At 29.9% G+C, this 20,975-nt stretch carries 18 protein-coding genes and 1 pseudogene; 9 read left to right on the forward strand and 10 right to left on the reverse strand.

All coding sequences use genetic code 11. The annotated features are described in order from the left end of the window. Nucleotides 1–231 precede the first annotated feature (231 nt). Nucleotides 232–1,452: a hypothetical protein gene (locus CEQ21_RS05685; protein WP_185763645.1), complete on the forward strand. Its 1,221-nt coding sequence runs from the start codon at nt 232–234 to the stop codon at nt 1,450–1,452. Nucleotides 1,453–1,456: 4 nt separating this feature from the next. Next, a complete protein-coding gene (locus tag CEQ21_RS05690; RefSeq protein ID WP_185763646.1) occupies nt 1,457–2,125 on the forward strand; it encodes an ABC transporter ATP-binding protein in 669 nt (222 codons plus the stop codon). Nucleotides 2,126–2,830: 705 nt separating this feature from the next. On the opposite strand, the gene CEQ21_RS05695 is transcribed toward CEQ21_RS05690, so the two are convergent. Both CEQ21_RS05695 and CEQ21_RS05700 read right to left on the reverse strand, forming a co-directional pair. Next, nucleotides 2,831–3,523, reverse strand: coding sequence for a hypothetical protein (locus CEQ21_RS05695; protein WP_185763647.1), 693 nt, complete (start codon nt 3,521–3,523; stop codon nt 2,831–2,833). A 78-nt stretch (nt 3,524–3,601) separates the two neighbouring features. Beyond that, nucleotides 3,602–4,141, reverse strand: a complete 540-nt coding sequence (locus tag CEQ21_RS05700) for a hypothetical protein (RefSeq protein WP_185763648.1) — start codon at nt 4,139–4,141, stop codon at nt 3,602–3,604. A gap of 871 nt (nt 4,142–5,012) precedes the next feature. Between CEQ21_RS05700 and CEQ21_RS05705 the strand changes: the two genes are divergently transcribed. Beyond that, nucleotides 5,013–5,807: a hypothetical protein gene (locus CEQ21_RS05705; protein ID WP_185763649.1), complete on the forward strand. Its 795-nt coding sequence runs from the start codon at nt 5,013–5,015 to the stop codon at nt 5,805–5,807. Between the two features lie 695 nt (nt 5,808–6,502). Here the strand turns inward: CEQ21_RS05705 and CEQ21_RS27455 are convergent. Both CEQ21_RS27455 and CEQ21_RS05715 read right to left on the reverse strand, forming a co-directional pair. Beyond that, nucleotides 6,503–7,114, reverse strand: a pseudogene (locus tag CEQ21_RS27455) (SMI1/KNR4 family protein). Between the two features lie 350 nt (nt 7,115–7,464). Further along, nucleotides 7,465–8,022, reverse strand: coding sequence for a restriction endonuclease (locus CEQ21_RS05715; protein WP_185763650.1), 558 nt, complete (start codon nt 8,020–8,022; stop codon nt 7,465–7,467). A gap of 1,087 nt (nt 8,023–9,109) precedes the next feature. Here CEQ21_RS05715 and CEQ21_RS05720 point away from each other — a divergent pair. Beyond that, nucleotides 9,110–9,493: a hypothetical protein gene (locus CEQ21_RS05720; protein WP_185763651.1), complete on the forward strand. Its 384-nt coding sequence runs from the start codon at nt 9,110–9,112 to the stop codon at nt 9,491–9,493. 716 nt (nt 9,494–10,209) lie between these two features. On the opposite strand, the gene CEQ21_RS05725 is transcribed toward CEQ21_RS05720, so the two are convergent. From CEQ21_RS05725 to CEQ21_RS05735, 3 genes are all read right to left on the reverse strand, one after another. Further along, nucleotides 10,210–10,734, reverse strand: a complete 525-nt coding sequence (locus CEQ21_RS05725; protein WP_185763652.1) for a hypothetical protein — start codon at nt 10,732–10,734, stop codon at nt 10,210–10,212. Nucleotides 10,735–10,820: 86 nt separating this feature from the next. After that, the gene (locus CEQ21_RS05730) at nt 10,821–11,993 is read right to left on the reverse strand and encodes a hypothetical protein (protein WP_235907179.1); all 1,173 of its coding nucleotides are present in this window, start codon (nt 11,991–11,993) and stop codon (nt 10,821–10,823) included. Between the two features lie 13 nt (nt 11,994–12,006). Continuing rightward, on the reverse strand, nt 12,007–12,942 hold the full coding sequence (locus tag CEQ21_RS05735; protein ID WP_235907180.1) for a S8 family peptidase: 936 nt from the start codon (nt 12,940–12,942) through the stop codon (nt 12,007–12,009). A 1,260-nt stretch (nt 12,943–14,202) separates the two neighbouring features. Here CEQ21_RS05735 and CEQ21_RS05740 point away from each other — a divergent pair. After that, complete coding sequence (locus CEQ21_RS05740) at nt 14,203–15,072, forward strand: tyrosine-type recombinase/integrase (RefSeq protein ID WP_185763653.1); 870 nt, start codon at nt 14,203–14,205, stop codon at nt 15,070–15,072. Nucleotides 15,073–15,886: 814 nt separating this feature from the next. Here the strand turns inward: CEQ21_RS05740 and CEQ21_RS05745 are convergent. After that, nucleotides 15,887–16,825, reverse strand: a complete 939-nt coding sequence (locus CEQ21_RS05745; RefSeq protein WP_185763654.1) for a hypothetical protein — start codon at nt 16,823–16,825, stop codon at nt 15,887–15,889. Nucleotides 16,826–17,196: 371 nt separating this feature from the next. Between CEQ21_RS05745 and CEQ21_RS05750 the strand changes: the two genes are divergently transcribed. Continuing rightward, the gene (locus CEQ21_RS05750; RefSeq protein WP_185763655.1) at nt 17,197–17,409 is read left to right on the forward strand and encodes a hypothetical protein; all 213 of its coding nucleotides are present in this window, start codon (nt 17,197–17,199) and stop codon (nt 17,407–17,409) included. Between the two features lie 58 nt (nt 17,410–17,467). Then, nucleotides 17,468–18,142, forward strand: coding sequence for a hypothetical protein (locus CEQ21_RS05755; protein ID WP_185763656.1), 675 nt, complete (start codon nt 17,468–17,470; stop codon nt 18,140–18,142). Between the two features lie 84 nt (nt 18,143–18,226). Here the strand turns inward: CEQ21_RS05755 and CEQ21_RS05760 are convergent, their stop codons facing one another. Further along, nucleotides 18,227–18,400: a hypothetical protein gene (locus CEQ21_RS05760; protein WP_185763657.1), complete on the reverse strand. Its 174-nt coding sequence runs from the start codon at nt 18,398–18,400 to the stop codon at nt 18,227–18,229. A gap of 310 nt (nt 18,401–18,710) precedes the next feature. Here CEQ21_RS05760 and CEQ21_RS05765 point away from each other — a divergent pair. Beyond that, a protein-coding gene (locus CEQ21_RS05765; RefSeq protein ID WP_235907182.1) for an IS3 family transposase occupies nt 18,711–19,861 on the forward strand; the annotation gives its coding sequence in 2 pieces (ribosomal slippage) (nt 18,711–18,960 and nt 18,960–19,861; 1,152 coding nt in all). Nucleotides 19,862–19,926: 65 nt separating this feature from the next. Here the strand turns inward: CEQ21_RS05765 and CEQ21_RS05770 are convergent. Next, on the reverse strand, nt 19,927–20,238 hold the full coding sequence (locus CEQ21_RS05770; protein WP_185763659.1) for a hypothetical protein: 312 nt from the start codon (nt 20,236–20,238) through the stop codon (nt 19,927–19,929). 406 nt (nt 20,239–20,644) lie between these two features. Here CEQ21_RS05770 and CEQ21_RS05775 point away from each other — a divergent pair, with 406 nt between their 5' ends. Further along, nucleotides 20,645–20,974 carry a PadR family transcriptional regulator gene (locus CEQ21_RS05775; protein ID WP_185763660.1) on the forward strand — a complete coding sequence of 110 codons (330 nt, stop codon included), beginning with the start codon at nt 20,645–20,647 and terminating at the stop codon, nt 20,972–20,974. The last annotated feature ends 1 nt before the right edge of the window (nt 20,975 follow it).

Below are 20,975 nucleotides of genomic sequence, written 5' to 3' on the forward strand. Positions count from 1 at the left end.
TAGTTATTATTGATTATTCAATTCATAAGTCTTTGAATATTTTTTGGACTACCGAGTGGCTAATAATTTCGAGGCTAATAATATTAGTATCTAACTTGTACATACTTTTAATAAGTTTGATTCAAATAATTCATTCTACAGTAAGAAAAGGTGGAAAAAGATTTTGAGCGTTCTATGGATATTATTTAAACAGAATCGTTTTTTAACTTATTAATGATTCTTATTTCGATATTGTTCTTTTCGTTAGTTTTTATTTTAGTAGTAAATTTAGATCAGGCAAATATTGACACTAAAGCAGCTACAAACTTTAAAGATAAGAATCTCTATCAGATTTCAGATCGTCTTTTTGACGATAGAGAGACTGAGTTTTTTTCAAACAAAGACGGCTTTGATATATTAAGCAACTTTAATAACAAGTTATCTTCTTCATCTATATTTGTTACCTATACAGCAAATTTCCAACCTATTAGCGTTGCAGATTTTAAAGGCGATAATACGTTTAATCCAAACTATCAATCTGATTTATCTGAACCTAATACTTTTGAATTAGACAATAAAGTTTACTTTGATGTCCTCTCATTACAAGTTAATGATTCTGTTTTTGAACTAAATAATCTTCAATTATTAAAGGGAAGAGTATTTTCTCAGAAAGAGTACTTTTATAATAATAATGAGAAAGTAGTTCCTATTATACTTGGTAGTGACTATGTTGATATTTATAAACTGGATGAGATCATAGATATATTAATTTATAACAAAAAATATAAGGCAAAAGTTATCGGCTTTTTTTCTACCTCTCAAAAAGTGATGACTTCTAATGATCCTGAAATAATATTGGATAAGTATATGATTTTACCGGCAATACTTTTTAATGAACCTATATCTAATTACCTTCCTCAAGAATTAGAAGAACAAGTTTTTTTCCGAGCAAACTTATTTGCTGTTGCTAATAGTCTTTTACTGACAAAAGATTCACCTTTGGAATTAAGAAAAAAAGTAGATACTATTTCCGAGCAAACTGGCTTTAAAGACTATGAAATCATCGGAGCTAATGGGTTAGGGATAAATACTATAGTTAAAATGACTAAAGCTAATATGAATATGATCTACATAGCTATTGCTGTTATTTTTTGTCTCGCGATACTTACTTATATTTATATTTTACATTTAAAAATCAAAAAGAATGTAGACACTTATATCGTATTGCTTATTAGCGGGGCTAATATGAAGTATATAAAAGGTAATCTAAGTATTGAGTTTCTTCTAATTAACATTATTGGTATTTTTGTACCGCTAATCCTTTTCTTATTTATATCCATGAATTCATGGATATTTATTGTAAATTTTTTATTTGTTAGTGTTGTATTCTTATTAATAATTATATTCGTAATTAAGATAATGATTGATAGAGTATTTAAAAAGGTTAATATAGTTCAACATCTAAAGGGGTAAATCTATGTCTAGAATAGTTTTAAAGAATATTAAAAAATCTTTTAAAAAGACAGATATTCTCAATGATATTAACTTAACTGTCAAGTCTGGAGAAATGGTTGCTATAAAAGGTAAAAGTGGAATTGGAAAAAGCACATTATTAAACATCATAGCAGGCCTTGAAAAACCTAATGCAGGATCCTACACGCTTGAAGATATTGAGATGACAGGCAAAAATCTTAATCAATTGGCTTCTATACGTGGAACAAAAATCGGATATATATCACAGTTTAGTCCGATGATTCCAAAATTAACTGCATTTCAAAATATCTATCTACCTCTAAGTCTCAATAAAAAAAGTAAGGAATTAGAAGCGTCTATAGAAAAAGAAATCACAGAGATTTGCGAACTATTCGATATTAATCTTTTATTGGATAAGGATATTAAGAAATTATCTGGTGGAGAAATCCAGCGAGTAGGAATTGTTCGATCTGTAATAAACAATCCCAAAGTAATAATTGCAGATGAACCAACAGGATCCTTAGATGATGATACAGCATTAACGGTTTTAGAGTTTTTTAAACAAATGGCTTCCAAGGGTAAAACTATAATAATAGCAACCCACAGTCAGGTGGTAGCCGAGCAATGTGATACTATATATCATTTAACAAAAAGTGGACTCCAACAAGAATAATTTTACTTAATGCGAATTTTTTCCTTTGCTAAAATACGATTACTAATAACATAATGAGCCAATAAGAATAATATTCCTTATTATTCTTATTGGCTCATTTATCTATTCTTCATTACACTAGAACTAGTTTCAGAAATTTGCTTTATTCTATTCTCTATCATTTCAAAAATCCATATTTAAATACCCAAAATCGATTTATTTTAATAAAGTGGGATACTGCTAAAAAAAGAGAAGTTTTATATTTTCTGCTCTTTAAGTTGTACAGGATATCTTCCTTTAATTTTATCCAATTTAGTTCATTGAAGACGGAACCATAAGTATTGATTATTAAAACAGAAGCTGTGCTAGCACATGGTTTATTTCCAATATTTAGCTAGAAATAGACAAATAAAGATTATGCTACTATTTTCCAGTAAATCCGGCAGAATTGCAGCCTAATAAAACATGGTCACTAAGCAATACAAAATTTTATTCTTTTTTTTAAATTACTCCTTGGAAGATAAAAAATGCTATCAGACTTTACAATTGACTTTTATAGTGTTTATAAATTAATAATACACAAAGGTATTTATTTAAAAATAGAATGTTAATGCAGGCAATTAAACCAGTTTTAATTAAAGTGGACGTGAATCATTATTTTACAAAAAAAGAACCGCAAAGTTTATACTTACGGTTCTTTTTTATTAAAACTAGTAAAATATACTTTTAATTTGTAAACTTTCCATCTGTTTTACTAACTATAGTATTAGTTGCTGCTGTAGATTTTCCTTCATCAACTATAAAAGCATCGATTTTCATTTTTGCTGACTTACCAAAGTGAGGTACTGATTTTTTACTTAAGACTTTTGTTGTTCCCTGTTTAACTTTCGCTACAGAAAAATATGAACTATATTGAAGAATATATGTAGAGCTACCAGGAACCACTGAGTATCCTTTTACATAACCAGCAATTTGATCAATGGTAGTAAGTGGAACATAATTTATTACATGAGGCTGCGCAGAAAATCTCGTTGAACTACGAGAATAGCTTTCAAAACCAACTGCTCCTAATCCAAACGAAATTGCTCTAGCTTGTATTTTTGGTTGTACATCTTCAATATCAGTAGAAATATCAGATAGATTTAATTCATCTAATATTTCTACTACATTTACTTCTAAATTTGGATTTTCTTCCAACTCTTCATTTGCTTTATTAACTATCTCTTCGTATTCTTCTTCTGTCGCTGCTCTTAAATCTTCTGGATTATAATTGTAATGCCTATCAATAAGTGTATTTATTTCTATTTGATTCAATTCTGATAATACTTCATTTTCCTCGCTTGCAAATGCTAGAGTAGGCATCAAAAGTGTAAATGCCAAAGTTAATCCTGCTAAAGATTTCTTATAAGAAAATTTCATTTGTTTCCTCCTAAAATATAAAAATAGTAAAAAAGTAACATTTCATATTTTAACATCATAGGAAGAAAGTAGCAATATTTATATTCTATCGTTATTCATTAATTTGTCGATTTCTTCTTTTGATAATACATTTCCAGTATCCTTGGTGTTTATATTTTGGAAATATTTATTAAATTCTTCATTTGAAATTATTGTATTTCTCTGTTCATTAAATAGGAGTATATCTAAAGATTTATTGATTAAAGTAATGTCCTCTTCAGTTCCTTCTTGTTTAAGAATTTTTTCAACAAACATAAGATACTCTTCATAGTCACAATTACTTAGATAGAAAAAGTATTCCATGCAAATGTATATTAGTTTCAAATCTTCACTAGTTAAAGAAGCATCTTTAATAAACTCTATTCTTTTTAATTCTAGTAAAGATTTCATGTTTTCATATTCCATACCGTCACTTATTAATTCTAGCCCATGGCTAATAGTGCTCTGGATTATGGAATCAAAGTTTGTTATGTTTGCTTTTTGAGCTGTAGCAAAGAAGCCAGTCATACGAGCTTGGTACATAAGATAATTAAAATTATGAAATGTATTAATTAATTTTTGAGAATAGGTTAGCATCATGTATTTCTCCTGTTCTTGCAATTATTTGAATAGTACTTTTAACATTGTAACTCGTGATATTAAGGATTAACTTTACCCTATAAAAACTAAAACAGCTCCTTTTTACGATTGGTTAGCATCTTAGCACTCTATCTGATTCTAAGTAACGCCTTCCCAAAACTATATCATAAACTAAAACTAATAATATTTATAAAGAATCTTTTTTTCACCATTGTTTCATTCCTAATTTCTTTAACTTATATTATTATCTACTGAGAAAAATATCCAAAATCTCAAACGCAGAGCTATACATCAAATATAATTAAATCCTATCGACATTATACACCTTTTTCCATTTTTAAGTTAACCTTAACTCCCTCAATAAACAAACACTTATCTTCTAAATACTCAGTTTTAAGCGGTAAATGAGCGTTAATTCTTCTTAGATTAATTAATTCGCAAAGAAAAAACCGTCTAATCCCATATATATTAGTGGTTTCGGCGGTCTCTTTACATATTTTATTAAACGTTAATAAGAATTTAACGCAGACTTTAAGGTTTATATAATTATTGTTAATACTTCTTCTCTTGTTTATATTAGTAAACTTCACATTTTTTTGTTAGTCGTTTAGGTTACCCTTTGTGTAACATATCCATTCATTTAGGTAGTTACTATTGGCAAAAATCAAAATCTTTGACAATTCTCTGTGGAGCTTAGAATAACCTGGTAAAGCAATAACTCAAGGGGCGCTGCAGTATAAATAAGACCAGATGTAATTATCTCAGTTCGTTCACTAACACCACCGATGATTTTGTGTGATTATACAGTATGTAATCTGTTATAAGACAATCCACCCTTGACATATGTTGTATTTATAAAGGAGGGATAAATGTGACAGAGATTAAAATTATTGCTTCGCAGATAACAGAAGTTTTGATGCAAACTCAACTGATAGAAGGAAAAAGCAGATTATTAAAATATTATTCTTTTTTTCATTGTTTAGAAGGAAAACCTGTTATTGAACTAATAGGCGATAACAACTTCAGGTTAATTACTTACCATGAAAATTACGAATTTTACAGTAAATATAAACCTAATATTCCTTTTGATTGCATAGTGAAAATATTTAATACTAATGCTGACCGGTATCTTGAACTCCTTAAACAGCTTTTTCATGGAAAGGCTCGATCGTCCTTTAACAATAAGTATATTATTATTGATATTTTACTCTTAAGTTTATCCCCTAAAGAAATTGCTACTAAAATTGGGGTTACCATAACAGAAATTCAAAAATATATTTTTGCCGATAAATATAAAGAGTACCTAGAATTTGCAATGAAAATTAACAAAAGAACTATCATGGAGGATGTAATTAAATATTTCAATTCAAAAAATATCTTTAAGGAAACAACCAAGAAATATTTATTAGAATTAGTGATTAGTCAGAATTCAGCACTGCAATTAACTCGTAACAAATGGATTATTATTAAATGGGTATTAGAAAGAATAAGTAATAAATTTATTCTTCTGCAGGCTAATGATCAGATAGAGATACTAATTGAAATTTATCCATCTGGTATGAATGTTCTTAACAATCATTTTAGCCTCCGTTGTGACCAATTTTTAATGCGTGATAATTTATATAATAATGGAGATGATTTTTATCAGCCACCTCCTATTCATTAATAAATTAAAAATAACTTTTTTTATCTAATTATATTCATACTTCAGAAATTCTATCAATTTGAATTCAAATTTTTTTAAATCTGTGCTTCTATTCACTGTCAATTTGATTGATATTCTTCCTTGAAGTCGAGTGAAAAATTTATATGCTACTTGCAAGCTATTCCTAAGTGAATTATTAGGAAGCCTAATACACATATCTACTAATGTGCTCTCTTGAATTCGAATATGATTATACTTCATATCCTTTGAAATTAGCCATGTTTATCCCCCATAAGAATAGCTAATTAATATAATTTCTATTACAATAATGATTTTCCTTCTTCATCACAACTACACTGATTGTGACAACATAAGCAAGTCTCTTTTCAGTTATTACAGGAATGCTGCCCTGTTTCTTCTGTAAGCCAGTTTTTAATTTGTGATGGAAACGCTAACCTGTTTGTAAAATAAAAAGAGCTGCTCTTAGCAGCTGAATCCTTTACACCTTGTACTCATATTAAATTAATATTCTAACTCTACTTTTGTATAACTACTTTATAGAGATTATTCTTCCCCTATTCTGCCATGTCTGTGGCACAAGAAAGGTTATATTCATTTGGTACAGAGAATAAAGCTGTACTTTGGATAAATTGGCTTACCACAAAGAAATGTCCATCATTCTTGGATTAATGCATCTATTTACAAAATAAACTGTTTTATTTTGTAATTCTAAGTTCTAATTTAACATTCTCCAACTTTCCAACTAATTTCTTTGCTAATCCATATGGAAATTCTTTTACTATGATAAAGGGAAGGTTTTTTGATTCCTCTAGTAAATCGGCTACTGAAATGTCTAGTCTAAAGTATCTTTTAATTTTTAGTAGATCCATTAATTCACCATCACAAGTGTCTATTAAAACTACTTCGCAATTTTTAGACCAGTTGATATCAATTTCAGTTTCATCTGAGCTAATTAAGAAACCACTTTGAACCCATTTAGTAAAATCTGAAGTAATCAAATGAGCATGTTCTGGAGCCATATCCCCACCATCAACTATTAAAACCCTTTTCTCCTTTTCACCTTGGTGCATAAGAAATACTCTGCCACCGCCATCGTCACCAATTGCAATATACCCCTATGCATATACTTGTGTCTCCCAAGTTTCATTTCTCTCCATTATATCTTGTGTACCATAGATTAATATCCTTTCATCAATAGATAAACCATTATTAACTCTTAGTAAATCCTTATAAGAATTAGGTAATCTGATCTTCATCTTTTCTTCAATAATTGAAATTTCCCTTTCATTTGTTGGGGGCATTAACATTTCATCACTCATGCTTTGAATCCTCTTTCACTAGGTATTTCTTTATGTAATTATTCTTTGTTCTTATTTAACATTCCTTCCTTAATAAAGAAACACTTCTCTCTTTATTATAGGGTTTCACGCAGTAAATGAGCGTTAAATCCTAAAACAAGCGTTAATCCTTCTTAACCTTAAATATGGTATAAAAAGAAAACGGCTAATCCCTTATATATCAAAGGTTTTAACCGTTTATAATTAGAAATCTATGAAGCGTTAATATGTATTATACGAATCGTTGTTCTTTTTTAATATGGAATTCTGTATCCCAGAGTAGACCCATTGATTTAAAATTAAGGAATTAAGATTCATATTCAGATGAATTCTGGTATTATTTTCCGAATCTCCTGCTCATTATGGTTAACACTTGCTAACCATATATCAACTAATTTCACCCCATCAATTAATTCCACATTAATCCCTTTAGCATATGCACGAGCAGCAGATGTAAATGATCCAGTTGTAATCACATAACCTCTTTGTGCATTTCGCTTAACCATATTTGAATGCACTAAAGCTATTGGTTCATAGGATAAGTCACCTTGGTAACATTTAACCTGTCCTAAATACAGTTTATCATTTACTGTCTGTTCAAAGTCAACACCGTAATCACCAGAAGCCCTTGATACCCATGTTGATCCGCCTTTAGATTTTTCAAACACATCTGCTACAAATCTTTCGAATTGTAACGGATCTTGTTTTATGTAGATAGAAGAGTATTTAGGAGTATCATCATTTTCCTTTTTAAATCTTAAATATAGACCCATTGCTAAAGTCTTTTTAATTTCATCACTTGAATTTAAATGATTTACCACTAGAGATACTTTGTATTCATTGTTTCTTTTTGTAAACAAGTAATGAATAAATGCCATAACCAAGACTATTCCAGCGATTAATTCTATTGCTATCCTATATCACTCCTTTTTTCAAGGATAGACAATAAATAGTCTGAATATACAAATAATCATGTAACTGATTAATGGTTCCTAATTTTTTTACTCAACTTAATATATAATAATATGGATAACAAAATTGACCTTTCAACTATCGTCCTTTTTCCTGTTTATGATATGATAATATCAACTTAATAATAGGAGGTGCAATTATGGTCAGCTTTAAAGGCTCCTTCACAGTCAAATTTACTGTGTTAGAAATTACTTTGTTGGTAATTCTTATCCTCGAACGTATTTAATCTAGTAATAAGAAATTAAATACGCTTCAGTATATAAAGGAAACTTTTATACTGAAGAAGTCCTTTAAAGCAAAATAAATTAATTTAACGAATTAATATTCGTAGGCCACAGTTGCACTCAATCGGATATATGTTTCTAAAATTCCATCTGAAATATCCTCTAATTTATATTCATATAAATAATCAGATAACATGCTTTTTATATTGGATATCATCGTATAATCCATATTTTTTTAGCGTCCGAAGTAGTTACAAAGTATTATTAAAAGATATGGTTGTAGACTATTTTACCTAATTATAGTAAAGTATCTATGTATAAAACTGGAAAGGAAATATAAAAATGACCAAAGATCTTTGTATTATTTATTATTTTTTTAGTAATAAGTATCGGTTTATCTGTATATTTATCTTACATAATTAATAAGAAGCTTTTTCCTAAATTAGACGAATTGAGTATAAAAGTTTCAAATTACTTAATAAACAATAAAGTAAAAAATGACAATAGAGCCTTAATAATCAGTGAAATAATGTTACTTTTTATAACTATTGCTATTATAGTATTTTTATTGTTTTATGGAAAAGAGCACCCGTTCTATAGTTGTTTTTTTGTTCTCTTATATGTGGTGTTATGCTTTTTTGTTTCTACTTTTATGGTTAATTTGAGAAAAAAAACTGCTTCTAGAGAATTTGAAAATTCAAAGTTTATTAGTAGCATTAAAAATAGTTACTTCATAAATAGATTATCTCTTTTAGGTGGAAGAACAGGGATGAGTTTATATGCCTATATTGGTATTATCTTCATATTAATTACTGGACTTGCTATATTTAGTAATATTCCATATCAGGCAGGTTATGTAATATTCATAGCTATTCCAATCGGTCTTGCTGTATGGGTATACTTTACTTCTTTTGATAAGCCCTCTCAAAGCCTGCGAAGGATTTTATCATATGTTTTATTACTAATATTATCTTTTATTAAAAGTATTAATGACTTTAAAATATTATTAGATTTACAAGAGAGTAATCCCATGAATGATTACTTGTTATTCTTAATGTTAACTATATTTACCGCAATTGATAGATTGTTTAAGAGTGTTATTGATGATTATGTTGATTATAACTCTAAGAGTGAGAAAACAGTTGATAACTAAGATAAAAGAATCTATAAAGATATAAATGGATTCTAATGACCGATAGGAAAAATAAACTTTTCAATTAGTAACTAGCTGTCTTTTTGATTTTATTCATGCTATAACATTTTTTCGACACAAAACATCCCGACTAATTGCATATTTAGTAAAAAAACTTTGGCTATGTGTCAAAGTTTTTTACTTACAAATAATAAAAGGGATTGAGACTGATATATTGGTAATATTTATAGTTAAATGTACTTACCCTATTTAAGAATAAAAATGGAGTCAGCCAAAATACGTCCTGTTACTTATACTTCTTTTAATTGCTTTTTTTTTACTATAAAACTACATATTATTTAATAAATCATAATATTATTATGCAAACAACAGTTCGTAATAATTGTATTATACGAACTGTTGTTCTTTTTTGTGTGATACTCCACTCTAATGATTAACACTTTACAAACTATATTAAGTAACTAAATTAATGATATTTAAGTAGATACCACCTACTCTTTTTTAATTTTCCCTTTCGCATACCTATAGCTAATAATCAAGATAGCAGGACTGATGGACAAATTAAAATACTCAAACAATTGTATTAATTGGAGATAACCTTTTTAAAGCTTAAACGATTGCGTTTACGCAGATGAACTTGCGTCTATTTACATCTCTAGTTTAAGAACTTTGGTACAAAGACTTCTTTCTACCAAAGTTCTTTTAGTTTAATACTTTCATACACCTTCTTCTAATAGGTACCTTAAAAACCCCATATTTTCAACTGTATTTATATCTTTTTTAAATTGGGTAATCGTATTCTTATAATGCTTCGAATTTTCATATAAAGGAAAACCTAAACATAAATTTAATATACTATTTAGCCTTTCCGACGAGCCTCCCAAGAAATAATCAGTGAAATATTCATTATCTTTACTAGCAATAACGACCATTATAGAAAAATCAAGAATATCTTCTAAATCATTCTCGGGAAAAGGTCTTTCTGAAAATAACGTACTATTAATAGGAATATCTTTAAATGATTTGTACTTTTTTTCAAGTACATCTAGAATTGATTTTTGATAGATAAAATAAACTCCTGAAATATCGTGGTAATTTGGTATATAAGGATCATTCATTAAATGTAATATTCGATTATCATCCTTATCAATTAAAACAGCCTTAAAACAGTCTATGAGCATCTCATTAACAAAATCTAATTTTTTAGGAATATAATCTTGTTTTAATTTTGTTGTATCCATACTAATCTCCTAACTGTTAGTTTTAAAGGTATACCAGCATGTGGTATACCTTCTTCTTGTATTTACTATACCTTAACTTGATAAAATTACCACAGTTTTCCTCCACCATAAAAAGAATGTGCACCTGTTGTTTCATATGGATGATAATGATTAAATGTACGTTTACCTGATTTTGCTGAATGAGCATCATGCTTTAGATATCTACCTGTTTTTGAAGCACCTGTTGCTAACAATCGAGCATTTACCGAATCGATACTCCAACAGTCTTTCCCATTTTTAATCCTTGAGATCGCTTTTGTTTTAGTTTTTCCAGGTCCAACCCAAATTCCTTTTGAATTATTTGCGCGAGACGCCTCATAATGAACATATTTTTTATTCTTTTTATTATCGTTAGCAACCTTGCCAGCTACCCATAATGCTCCACTTACTAGATTAATCATTCCTTTAGAAGCTAAGTATATTAAGGTTGAAGCCCCAACACTGATAGCAAGCATTTCTAGCATTGAAAGACCAACAAAAACACCTAATGCTGGTATCCAAAAAGCTGATGTCTGAAATTCTCCATCAGTATTATTTAATTCTACTTTTTGATTGGTACTAAGGTTAGTCAAATCTGCGTTGAATTCTTCTTCAGAAAGGTCATTTAATTCCAACTTGTATTCATTATTAGTTTCTACGCCTGTATCATTTACAATATCAATTACATTATCACCAATAGAAAAGCCAAGTGCAGTAGTAAATGATTCACCCATATCATCTTTACCTGTAACTTCAATAACAATATCATTTTTATCAACTATATTCTCGTTTTCTATGCTTAAATCTTCCTTCATTTCTTCAATTAGTTCATTATCTTCGCCAGCTTCTTCATTTGTAAAAAATACTTCCTCAAATTCCTGAACATCTTCTACTTTTATATCATCAATTCTTTCTGCTTCTACATCTTGAATTACTTCTTTTAGGTCACTTTTGTTTACTTCTTCAAGAGGCTTATCAATAATTGTGGACAGTTTATCTTCGTAAACGGATTCAACTTCTGCTTCTACCTTATTTGATTGTGTTTCCATCGGTAACATTATATTTACATCTGCTTCTTCAATTCCTACTAGTTCTAATTCATTTACAAGATTATCCTCTAAGACCGCTAATTGATTACTTGTTGGCTCATTAGCACTGGCAGATTGGCTCACTGTAACAAACGTTAAACAAAGAATAATTACAAAAACAAACGAATTTTTCAACAATTTAGTATATCTCATCTCTTTACTCCTTTTAATCTTGAATAAAACCATATCCATATTTATCCTTATTTTTTAAATCAATAGAGTTATTTTTCAACTCATCTAGAATGCTATTAAGAGTATAGTTATCTTTATCAGTATAACTACTAATCTTGTTTGCAATTACTCCGGATACATATGCTGTAGCAGCAGAAGTGAAGCCGAAGTAACCGTAACTGTTATTAGGCTGCGTAGTTATAATGTTTGTACCAGGACCAACAAAATCAATTTTCCCATAAGATGTACCCGATAATTTCTTAAGGTTATAATTAACTGCTCCAACAGAAATAACATTATCCAGCCTTGCTGGAAAATCTACTTCATTACTAATATTATTACCTGCAGCTGCGACAATAATAATATTTTTTGAAGTGGCTTCATTAATTAAATCTAATAATTTTGGAGATTCCTTTGCTGTTCCAGCACTAAAATTAATAATATCTACATTATTTTGAATGGTCCATTTGAGAGCACGCTCTAAATATTCTACTTTACTAGTATTATTACTAAATGCCTTTATTGAATAGATTTCAAGTGAATTCGAATCACTTACTCCTCTTATACCTTTTCCATTATTTATTGCACCAATAATACCAGCTACGGAAGTCCCATGACCTGTGTCATCTACAACACTCTTGGCGCTATTAATAGCATTGTATTCCTTTTTTATAATGCCTTTTAAATCAGAATGCTCTCGATCAATACCTGAGTCAATTATTGCAACTCTTATTTTTCGGTTCACTACTCTTTTTTCATTAATATTTAGTGCCTTCCACCCCCACCCTTCTAATTGTTTTTTATCTATATTGAGAAGTTCTTGCTTTTTTTCCCAATCTTGTATCTCTATTTTAAACCCGGTAGTAGATTGGACTGGGAAATATACGAAGACTCCTAATATAATTAAAATAAATATCGCCTTTTTTATCATTCCATTGCTCCTAATTCAAAAAATATTATGAAACTTGGAAATCACACATTTATCTTCCATACTAGTAATATTTTACCATTAAAAAATATAAATTCAACCATTATTTTACAATACAGGTAACAAAAAGCAGTAAAACATATATCTGGTATGCTAATGTTTGGTGACTAAATCGTGTAATAAATAGAAGGACATATACATTTCGAATATTATCAGGATGAAATGAATTTTATGCACCTGAAGTATCTATCAGTGAAAAAATTTAAGTTCGTTTACATCCTCTTTCCATATATCTTGTAATAATTGTTGTTAGTAATGCATGAATATATCATCCTAACCAGATGCCTTCGTACTTTTCAAAAGAGATATTGAAGGTTATTCGAGTAGGGTACTGAGGTAAAAGTATAGATACATCTAGAAGAAATAATTATTACCATAATAATCCGCTATTAATCTCTAATCTACATATTTTCTTTTTCAAATATTATTTCTAACATTCCTGTAACCTTAACAGCTTCATTAGTTTCAGATGTAACTATAATGGTTAAAATTAGGATGCCGTTGACTTAATTGTTTTAAAGCGGAGCGGTAACTTTATCATTAGTTAACCCTTGTTAGCATCTCCTACAAATACCAAATGGATATTCTTAATGTACCTGTAACTTCTTCTGGGTCAAATCCCTTCTCCATAACAGTTTTTCTAATAGTAAATCCCTTTACTTTATATTTTGTAACTTTAAAATTAATAAATTAGATAGTAAGTGGAAATTGATTGAGCAAGAAACTAAACTAGATGGATATATATAGTTTTTCTAGAGAATAGTTGAAGACTCCCCAAAAGATACTGTCTATTGGAAATCTATTTTAAATATATTAAATAAAGGGGCAAATATTGATAGTGAAATATGTCCTTAAAATTTATTTAAAAAAACCTCTTAAACCCTTGATACCACTGTTATTATAAGGGATTCAATTCACTTTTGTTGTGTTCTAAGACAAAATTAGATTTTTTTCATGAACAACTGCTCATCTAATTTCGTATAAATGACCTCTAGAAACTATTTAAATAGTAGTTCATCACAATTTTATAAACCTTTTATTACCATCTAATCGCACATAATTACAATTATGTACGATTAAGAAGTTTTTATTTTGTTTGGAAGTTTTTAGAGAGAAATTGGGTGTCTTAGCTCGTTAGATGACCAATTTAAATTAGAGCAAGACATACTTACTTACTATGAAGAAGAGGTGGAGATTTTTCGAGTGTACCTGGAGGACTTGAATTACTCTACCTTTACGATTAGTAACTATAAATTGAAAATCATTACATTGAACACTATCAGCAAACAAGATATTGCGGGATTTTTACGTAAGCATCATCGAAACGCTTCGAAGTCAAGCAGGAATCGACGACTCATGACTCTACGAACTTTATATAAATCTTTAATGAAATCAGAAATCCTTTCTTATAACCCTGCACAAGAAGTAGATATGGCAAAACAGGAAAAAGGACGAATTCCCACTTATCTTAGTGAAGAAGAATTGGCATTACTTTTTTCAGGTATGCCAGCTAGCGACTACTATATACGTAATAAATGTATGCTGATGTTGATGGGACTTGCTGGATTGCGTATCGTAGAAATACATAATCTTAACATCTCAGATATTATTAGAAATCAAGAAGATCCAGGCATAGAAGTATCAGGAAAAGGAAATAAAGCAAGATACATTCCCCTTCCTGTTCCTTTATATGAATTGTTATTGGATTATGAACGAATATACCGTCCTATACCTAAACCTAATCATTCCAATGCGTTTTTCCTATCCAAAAGAGGGTTGAGAATTTCCAGAAGAAGAATACAAGAAGTAACAGAGAATGCTTTTGACTTTTTAAGGCAGCAACCTGGATATCAATACTTAGAGCAAAAAAAACTAACAGCTCATAAATTACGCCATACCTTCGGAACAGGTATGGTTCGGGATGGAACGGATTTAGTAACTATACAACAGCTGATGGGGCATACAAATTTAAATACTACACAAATTTATACCCATGTTAGCAATGAACAGAAGCAAAAAGCTATGAGAAATAAGGATGTCTCAAGATTTTTTAGTGATTATAATCACCCGTAAACCATTGATACTATTAGGTTTTGCGGGGTTTTTGCTTAAAAATCGCATACGCTGAGACGAAATTAGAATAGCTAGTATGATGAACCACTCATTAAATTGTACAGAATGCGTTTCTCTGCCTACATTTAATCCACCATTTTTGATAAGCCCCTTTTTAAATAGGTTATCAAATCTAGTAGTAATATTTTTGGAAAGTCGTAATTGCTACTAGATTTGATTATTAAATATATTGAATGCGTAAAATTATAAAAAAGGAGGATTAATTAGACAATCCTCAAAACATTGGAATAAGCCTCCATACTAGTTCTCTTTAAAATTGCAAATATAATTTATGTATCATTCAGTAAAGAAAACAGACTTCAACTAAATGGAAGTCTGTTTTCTTTACTTTTTATCTCTCAACTAAGCAATAAAAACAATTCATTAATTGTTTTTATTTTTTTGAAATTTTATTTCACCTTATTATATATTGAAATTAGTAAACCAATAATTACTCCACCGAATATTGCAAATAGAAAATAAGGTGTCAAATCTCCATTAAAGATACTAAAGATTAAAATAAAGAATAATATGCAGGCAAAAACACTAGTAATAATGGTGGAATATAATTTTAAACCAATCATCTCCTAAAATATAACTAAAAAGACTACAAAGTAGTAAAATTACAGATAACAGTTTATTAAAAAAATTTGGTGCAATGAATAATAGTTTAGAAATATTCTCCACATACAGTAGAAACAATTTGTAGTTATGCTTAACTTTTATGAATCTAAACCATTACCTTTAACCCGGCTTTTTTATTAGGAGATTTGAATTAACTTTCATAGGAACTCCGTTTAAATAGTAATATATAGTTTATTAATATTGAGATTGAAAATGTAAAGAGAATAATCAAAAATGAAGAAATAAATTTTGTATTTTCAACTAATTCTATGGTTACTACACCGTAAAAATCAAAAATCTTATTTCCAAAGAAGAAAATAGAATTTTTCAAATCATATGTACCAAAGTTAGGTAGTACGAATGTATACACTATAACTATGATTAAACCAACATAAATATTTTTAAATAAAATACCTAAAGTATATCCAATCTCAGCAAAAAATAAAGCAATACCATACGCAAAAATAATCTTTAATAAAACTGGAGAACTACTTGTATAAATACTAGAATCTATTGCAAATTCTTTAATAGGTATTTTGTTTTCCAAATATCTAAACTGGAACTCTCCTGCTATATATGCAAGTGTTAAAGCTGCAAGTAAAATAACTAGACTACTAATAGCAAGGGATAATTGCTTAGCTGCTCCCCATTGCCTTTTATTTATTCTAACTGTACGAAGTTTAATAGTTTTGTATCTGTAATCATTTGTAGAAAACAGTAACCCCACAACTCCAAAGACTATTGGAAAATATAGAAATGATGATTCTAATAGCTGAGATAATCTATATTCAGAACTGGCAGCAAATATATATCTACTAATAGTATTTTTATAATAAGCAATTGGGTTACTTATTAGGCCGCCTTCTAAATTAGTTTCAACATTGTATTCAGCGTTAAGATCTTCTTCAACATCAAGATTATTTTTTTGATAATAATTTAATGTGTATTCATACTCAGAGTACGAATCAGTCACTGCTGTGTAATTAATATATAAAATTACTCCAAATAATAAAAGGAGAAATATTGACATATTATCATACATTTTAGATCTTAATCCATATTTTATTTCCTGTTCAATATATTTCTTCATCGTAAATATCCTCCAACAAAACTCCGCTGCTACTAAAATCTAATAAGGCTATTTCATTATCTTTAAATACAAACAATGATCAATTATATCATTATTAAAACTAATTGATGTCCAAACCACCCATTTTCACACTTCAATATTTACGGTAGGAATATATACCAGATTAGATTTATTTTGACATTTTGTCAACGGAATATTATATTTTTATATGTAAACGTATTGTTGGAAGATTGTATATCATAACAAGCTGTTGTTATCTTTCTCAATAAATAGATCATTTTTGTAGCAAAAATATTAATAACTCCAACTCCACCTTGCTTTTCTTAAATGAATTGTATGCTTATTTAGATAATAAAAGGAGGTAAATTACTATGAAGTTTTTTAAGAAGATGAATGAAAAACAAAAAGTAAATACAAAAAAAGCTGCAGAGATTACTTGTGTGTTTTATATGATAAGCTTACTAATACACTCAACTTTTATATTTATTTCAACAGGAAAATTGTTAAGTTCTTCTTTTTATATATTAATAGCTGGATTAATCGTTTTCTTTTGTAGTGAGGTTATTTTCAATAAAAAAGGTTGACTTTCCATTATTTAACATATATGTTTTTATATGTTGAATTAACAAAGGGGGAGCAATCATGTTAAAAACACAAAAAAGTATTCGCAGTCTAATTATTATTTTAGTTTTCTTTTTAGTCTTTTCGGTATCAATACCAATTAAGTCTTCCGCGGAAGATTATGATGAAACTACAGTGTTACCATCAGACATTAATGAACAATTAGACAATCTAATAATTTTATTAAAAGAGATGAATTCTCTTGAAATTGATTTACTAGATATTGAGAATAATAGTAATCAACAAATTGCAGATTTAAGTTCAGAAGCAAAAAATCTATATTTAGGTTACGAGGAAATGGTAGATAATGGAGAGTATGAAGATCTAGTAGAAGAGTTATCAGAGGTTGAATACAAGATAACAGATGATTCTCTATTCACATCGGTAAATTTTAGTGGTACGAAGGTAATGGCAAAATCAAAAGGTGAAGTAAAAATCTCAAATGCTACTATAAAAAAATTAAATGAATTAACTGGTTGGAGTGGCGGAATTTTTGGAGTAGCAGCTGCACTTATTAAAATGAAATTAGGATTGAGTCCAACAGCTTTAACATTATTAATAATCGCTGTAGGTGGTCTTGGTCTGAAAGCCGTTAACTCATGTAATAAGTATAATAAGGGTATTATATTAAAAGGGTCGTTTATTGGCCCAGTAACAATGCCTCTAGGGACAGTTACATGTAAACCGGTTAAATAAATGTTGAACAAGCCTGTGCATAACTGCTGGCCCCGTAAATGTTGATACCATTTTAACATTTACGGGAGTTTTTTTACGACATCATTATCTCAGTACTCCAACCTTAACTTTATTTGGAGCAGAGTTTGGCAGCGTTATCCACCACTCTCCACGTTCAGGTTCAATATAAAACGTTCCTTTAGGAGTAGAATTTTCCTCTTTATAGTCTATTCCAATGGAAGTAATCATCTTATATAAAATATCTTCCTGATTATTCAATGAAACATCTATCCAAATAGTAGCACTATCCTTGATCTCTGGATACGTCCCATCAAAAGGGTATTCCAAACTATATTAGTTGCTTTTAGTAGCTAGCTCATTATCTTGTTTTGTTATTCAAAATTTTTATTTTATATCTCTACATAATCAATCACCTTATTCACACTTTTTTTCATTTTGATTTGAAACAAGAGTACCTTTAATTTAATGAGCATCCTGAAGATAAACCACAAGTATTTTGGAGTTAGTATAGTTTCATGGACACAATTTAATTAAGTCCTTACAATTATTTTGAGAGGATGTGTCCGAATTGGAACGTAAACCTGCAGGCAAAAAATATAACGATGATTTTAAGAAAACGATTGTGGATTTGTATCATTCCGGCAGCCCGGTTAAAGAATTAAGCAGCGAATATGGCGTATCAAAAGTAACAATTTATAAATGGGTGAAAGACTTTACCCCTATTGGTTCAGAAAAAGAGGCGCTGACACCAAAAGAGTTAGGTGAGATTCAGAAAGAAAACCTTCGGTTAAAACAGGAGGTGGAAATCCTAAAAAAGGCTATGGCCATATTCGCGAAAAAGTAACCGAAGCAGAGCTCATCGATTTTATCGAGGAACACAAGGATCAATATCCCGTCCAGAAAATGTGCGAAGTACTGGCCATGCCAAGAAGTAGCTACTATGGCTCCCTTGAAAAAACGACGTCAAAACGTGAACTGGAAAACCAGGAACTCACGCAGGAAATCCAACGGATTCACCTGGAAAGTAAGGCGCGTTATGGCGCACCGAAAGTCCATAAGACCCTATCGAACCACGGAGTTTGTTTAAGCCTGAAGCGTGTCCAGCGCTTAATGAGAAAGGCAGGCATCCGTTCGATTACCAGGAAAAAATACCGTCCTTTCCCCTCAAAAGAAAAGGTTGTGCAGCTGGGTAATCTTTTAAAAAGAGACTTCTCTACCTGCACGTTCAATGAGAAATGGGTGGCGGATATTACGTATATTCCTACGGTAAAAGACGGTTGGTGCTATCTGGCCTCAGTATTGGATCTGCATTCGAAAAAAATTGTTGGCTATTCTTTTTCTCGTTTTATGACTTCGGAATTAGTGATCGAAGCACTTCAAAACGCCTGTTTTTCTCAAAAGCCCCGAAAGGGCTTAATTCTTCATACCGATCTTGGCTCACAATATACCAGCAGTGAGTTTACTCAGCATGTCCAAAAATACGGAATCAGGCAGTCTTTCAGTCAGAAAGGCTGTCCTTATGACAATGCCTGTATAGAGTCATTTCACGCCATATTAAAGAAAGAAGAAGTCTATCATACCCAGTACACAGACTACCGGGCAGCGAAGCTGGCCATGTTTCAGTTTATAGAGGGCTGGTACAACAGAAACAGAATTCACAGCAGCATCGGCTATCAAACACCTCAAGCTATGGAGGATCAGATTAGAAGAACCGCTTAATACTTAACTTTTTTGTGTCCAAATTATTGACTCAAATCCATAAAGCAGCCTTGTTAACTATTTTATTATTTAAGAAGTTTGTTTAGAAATGCTGTATATTCCTGTTCTTTCATTGTAATATCTATTCTGTCAACCCTATCTGCATTAGCAAACAATATCGGTGTTTGGCTGAATTTGGTTCCTGTTTGTCCAATCCCACTAATCATGAAATTAAGTACTTTAAAGCAATTTGTATCTAATCCATTTTCCGCCTCATTCTTTATACTAATAGTTACAAATCCATCAATTCTTGAAAATCTCTTTCTTTGTGGTGAGATATCTTGCCTTCTACAGTATCCTTTTACTGCCTCTTTAAAATAATCTACCTTAGGATCCATTTGACTATAATCACCTCATTCAGATTTAACCCACTCACTAAACCTAACTTTTTAATTCGTTGAGTGTTTTACCGATTCCTTCTGGCACTATCCTGCCATATTTCAAGTTTTTTTTTTCAGTTATTATAGGAATGCTGCCACTATAGCGCCATAGCCAATAAACATTATTTCCCCAGTTAATTTAAGTTCACAAGTTTGGTTTTTATTTAGGTAATATAACAAAGTAATGCCTTCACCTCTGTCAAAAAATGCATTCTATAACTCTTGGTAAATACATCATTCCCCTTTTTATTCCTTCAACTAAGGTTTTTAATAATCAAAAAAAAATTGACACTATACTGTTATATACAGCATACTGTTATTAACAGTACTTTATTATCGATAAAAAAAGGAGGTTATTTACTTTATGAAACATACTGGGAGACATACAGGTGCATTTCTATTGCTGTTTTTAACAGAGGGTGATAACTATGGAGGAAAACTCCTACAAAAATGCGAGGAAGAACTTCCCATCAATCCAATTGATAGTGCGATATTATATCGCACATTAAAAAAATTACAGGTGGAAGGTGCTGTGGAGTCTTATCTTGATGTATCTGATGGAGATAAACCAATTAGGATGTACAAAATCACTAATGTAGGGAAAAAGAGATTAGAAGAATTCCAAATAGATATTGAAGAAAAAATAAAAAATTTATCGTTTTTCCTAGAAAGATATAAAACATGGAAAGATTAAA

The sequence above is a fragment of the Niallia circulans genome (assembly GCF_007273535.1).
GTDB classification, from domain to species: domain Bacteria; phylum Bacillota; class Bacilli; order Bacillales; family Cytobacillaceae; genus Niallia; species Niallia circulans_B.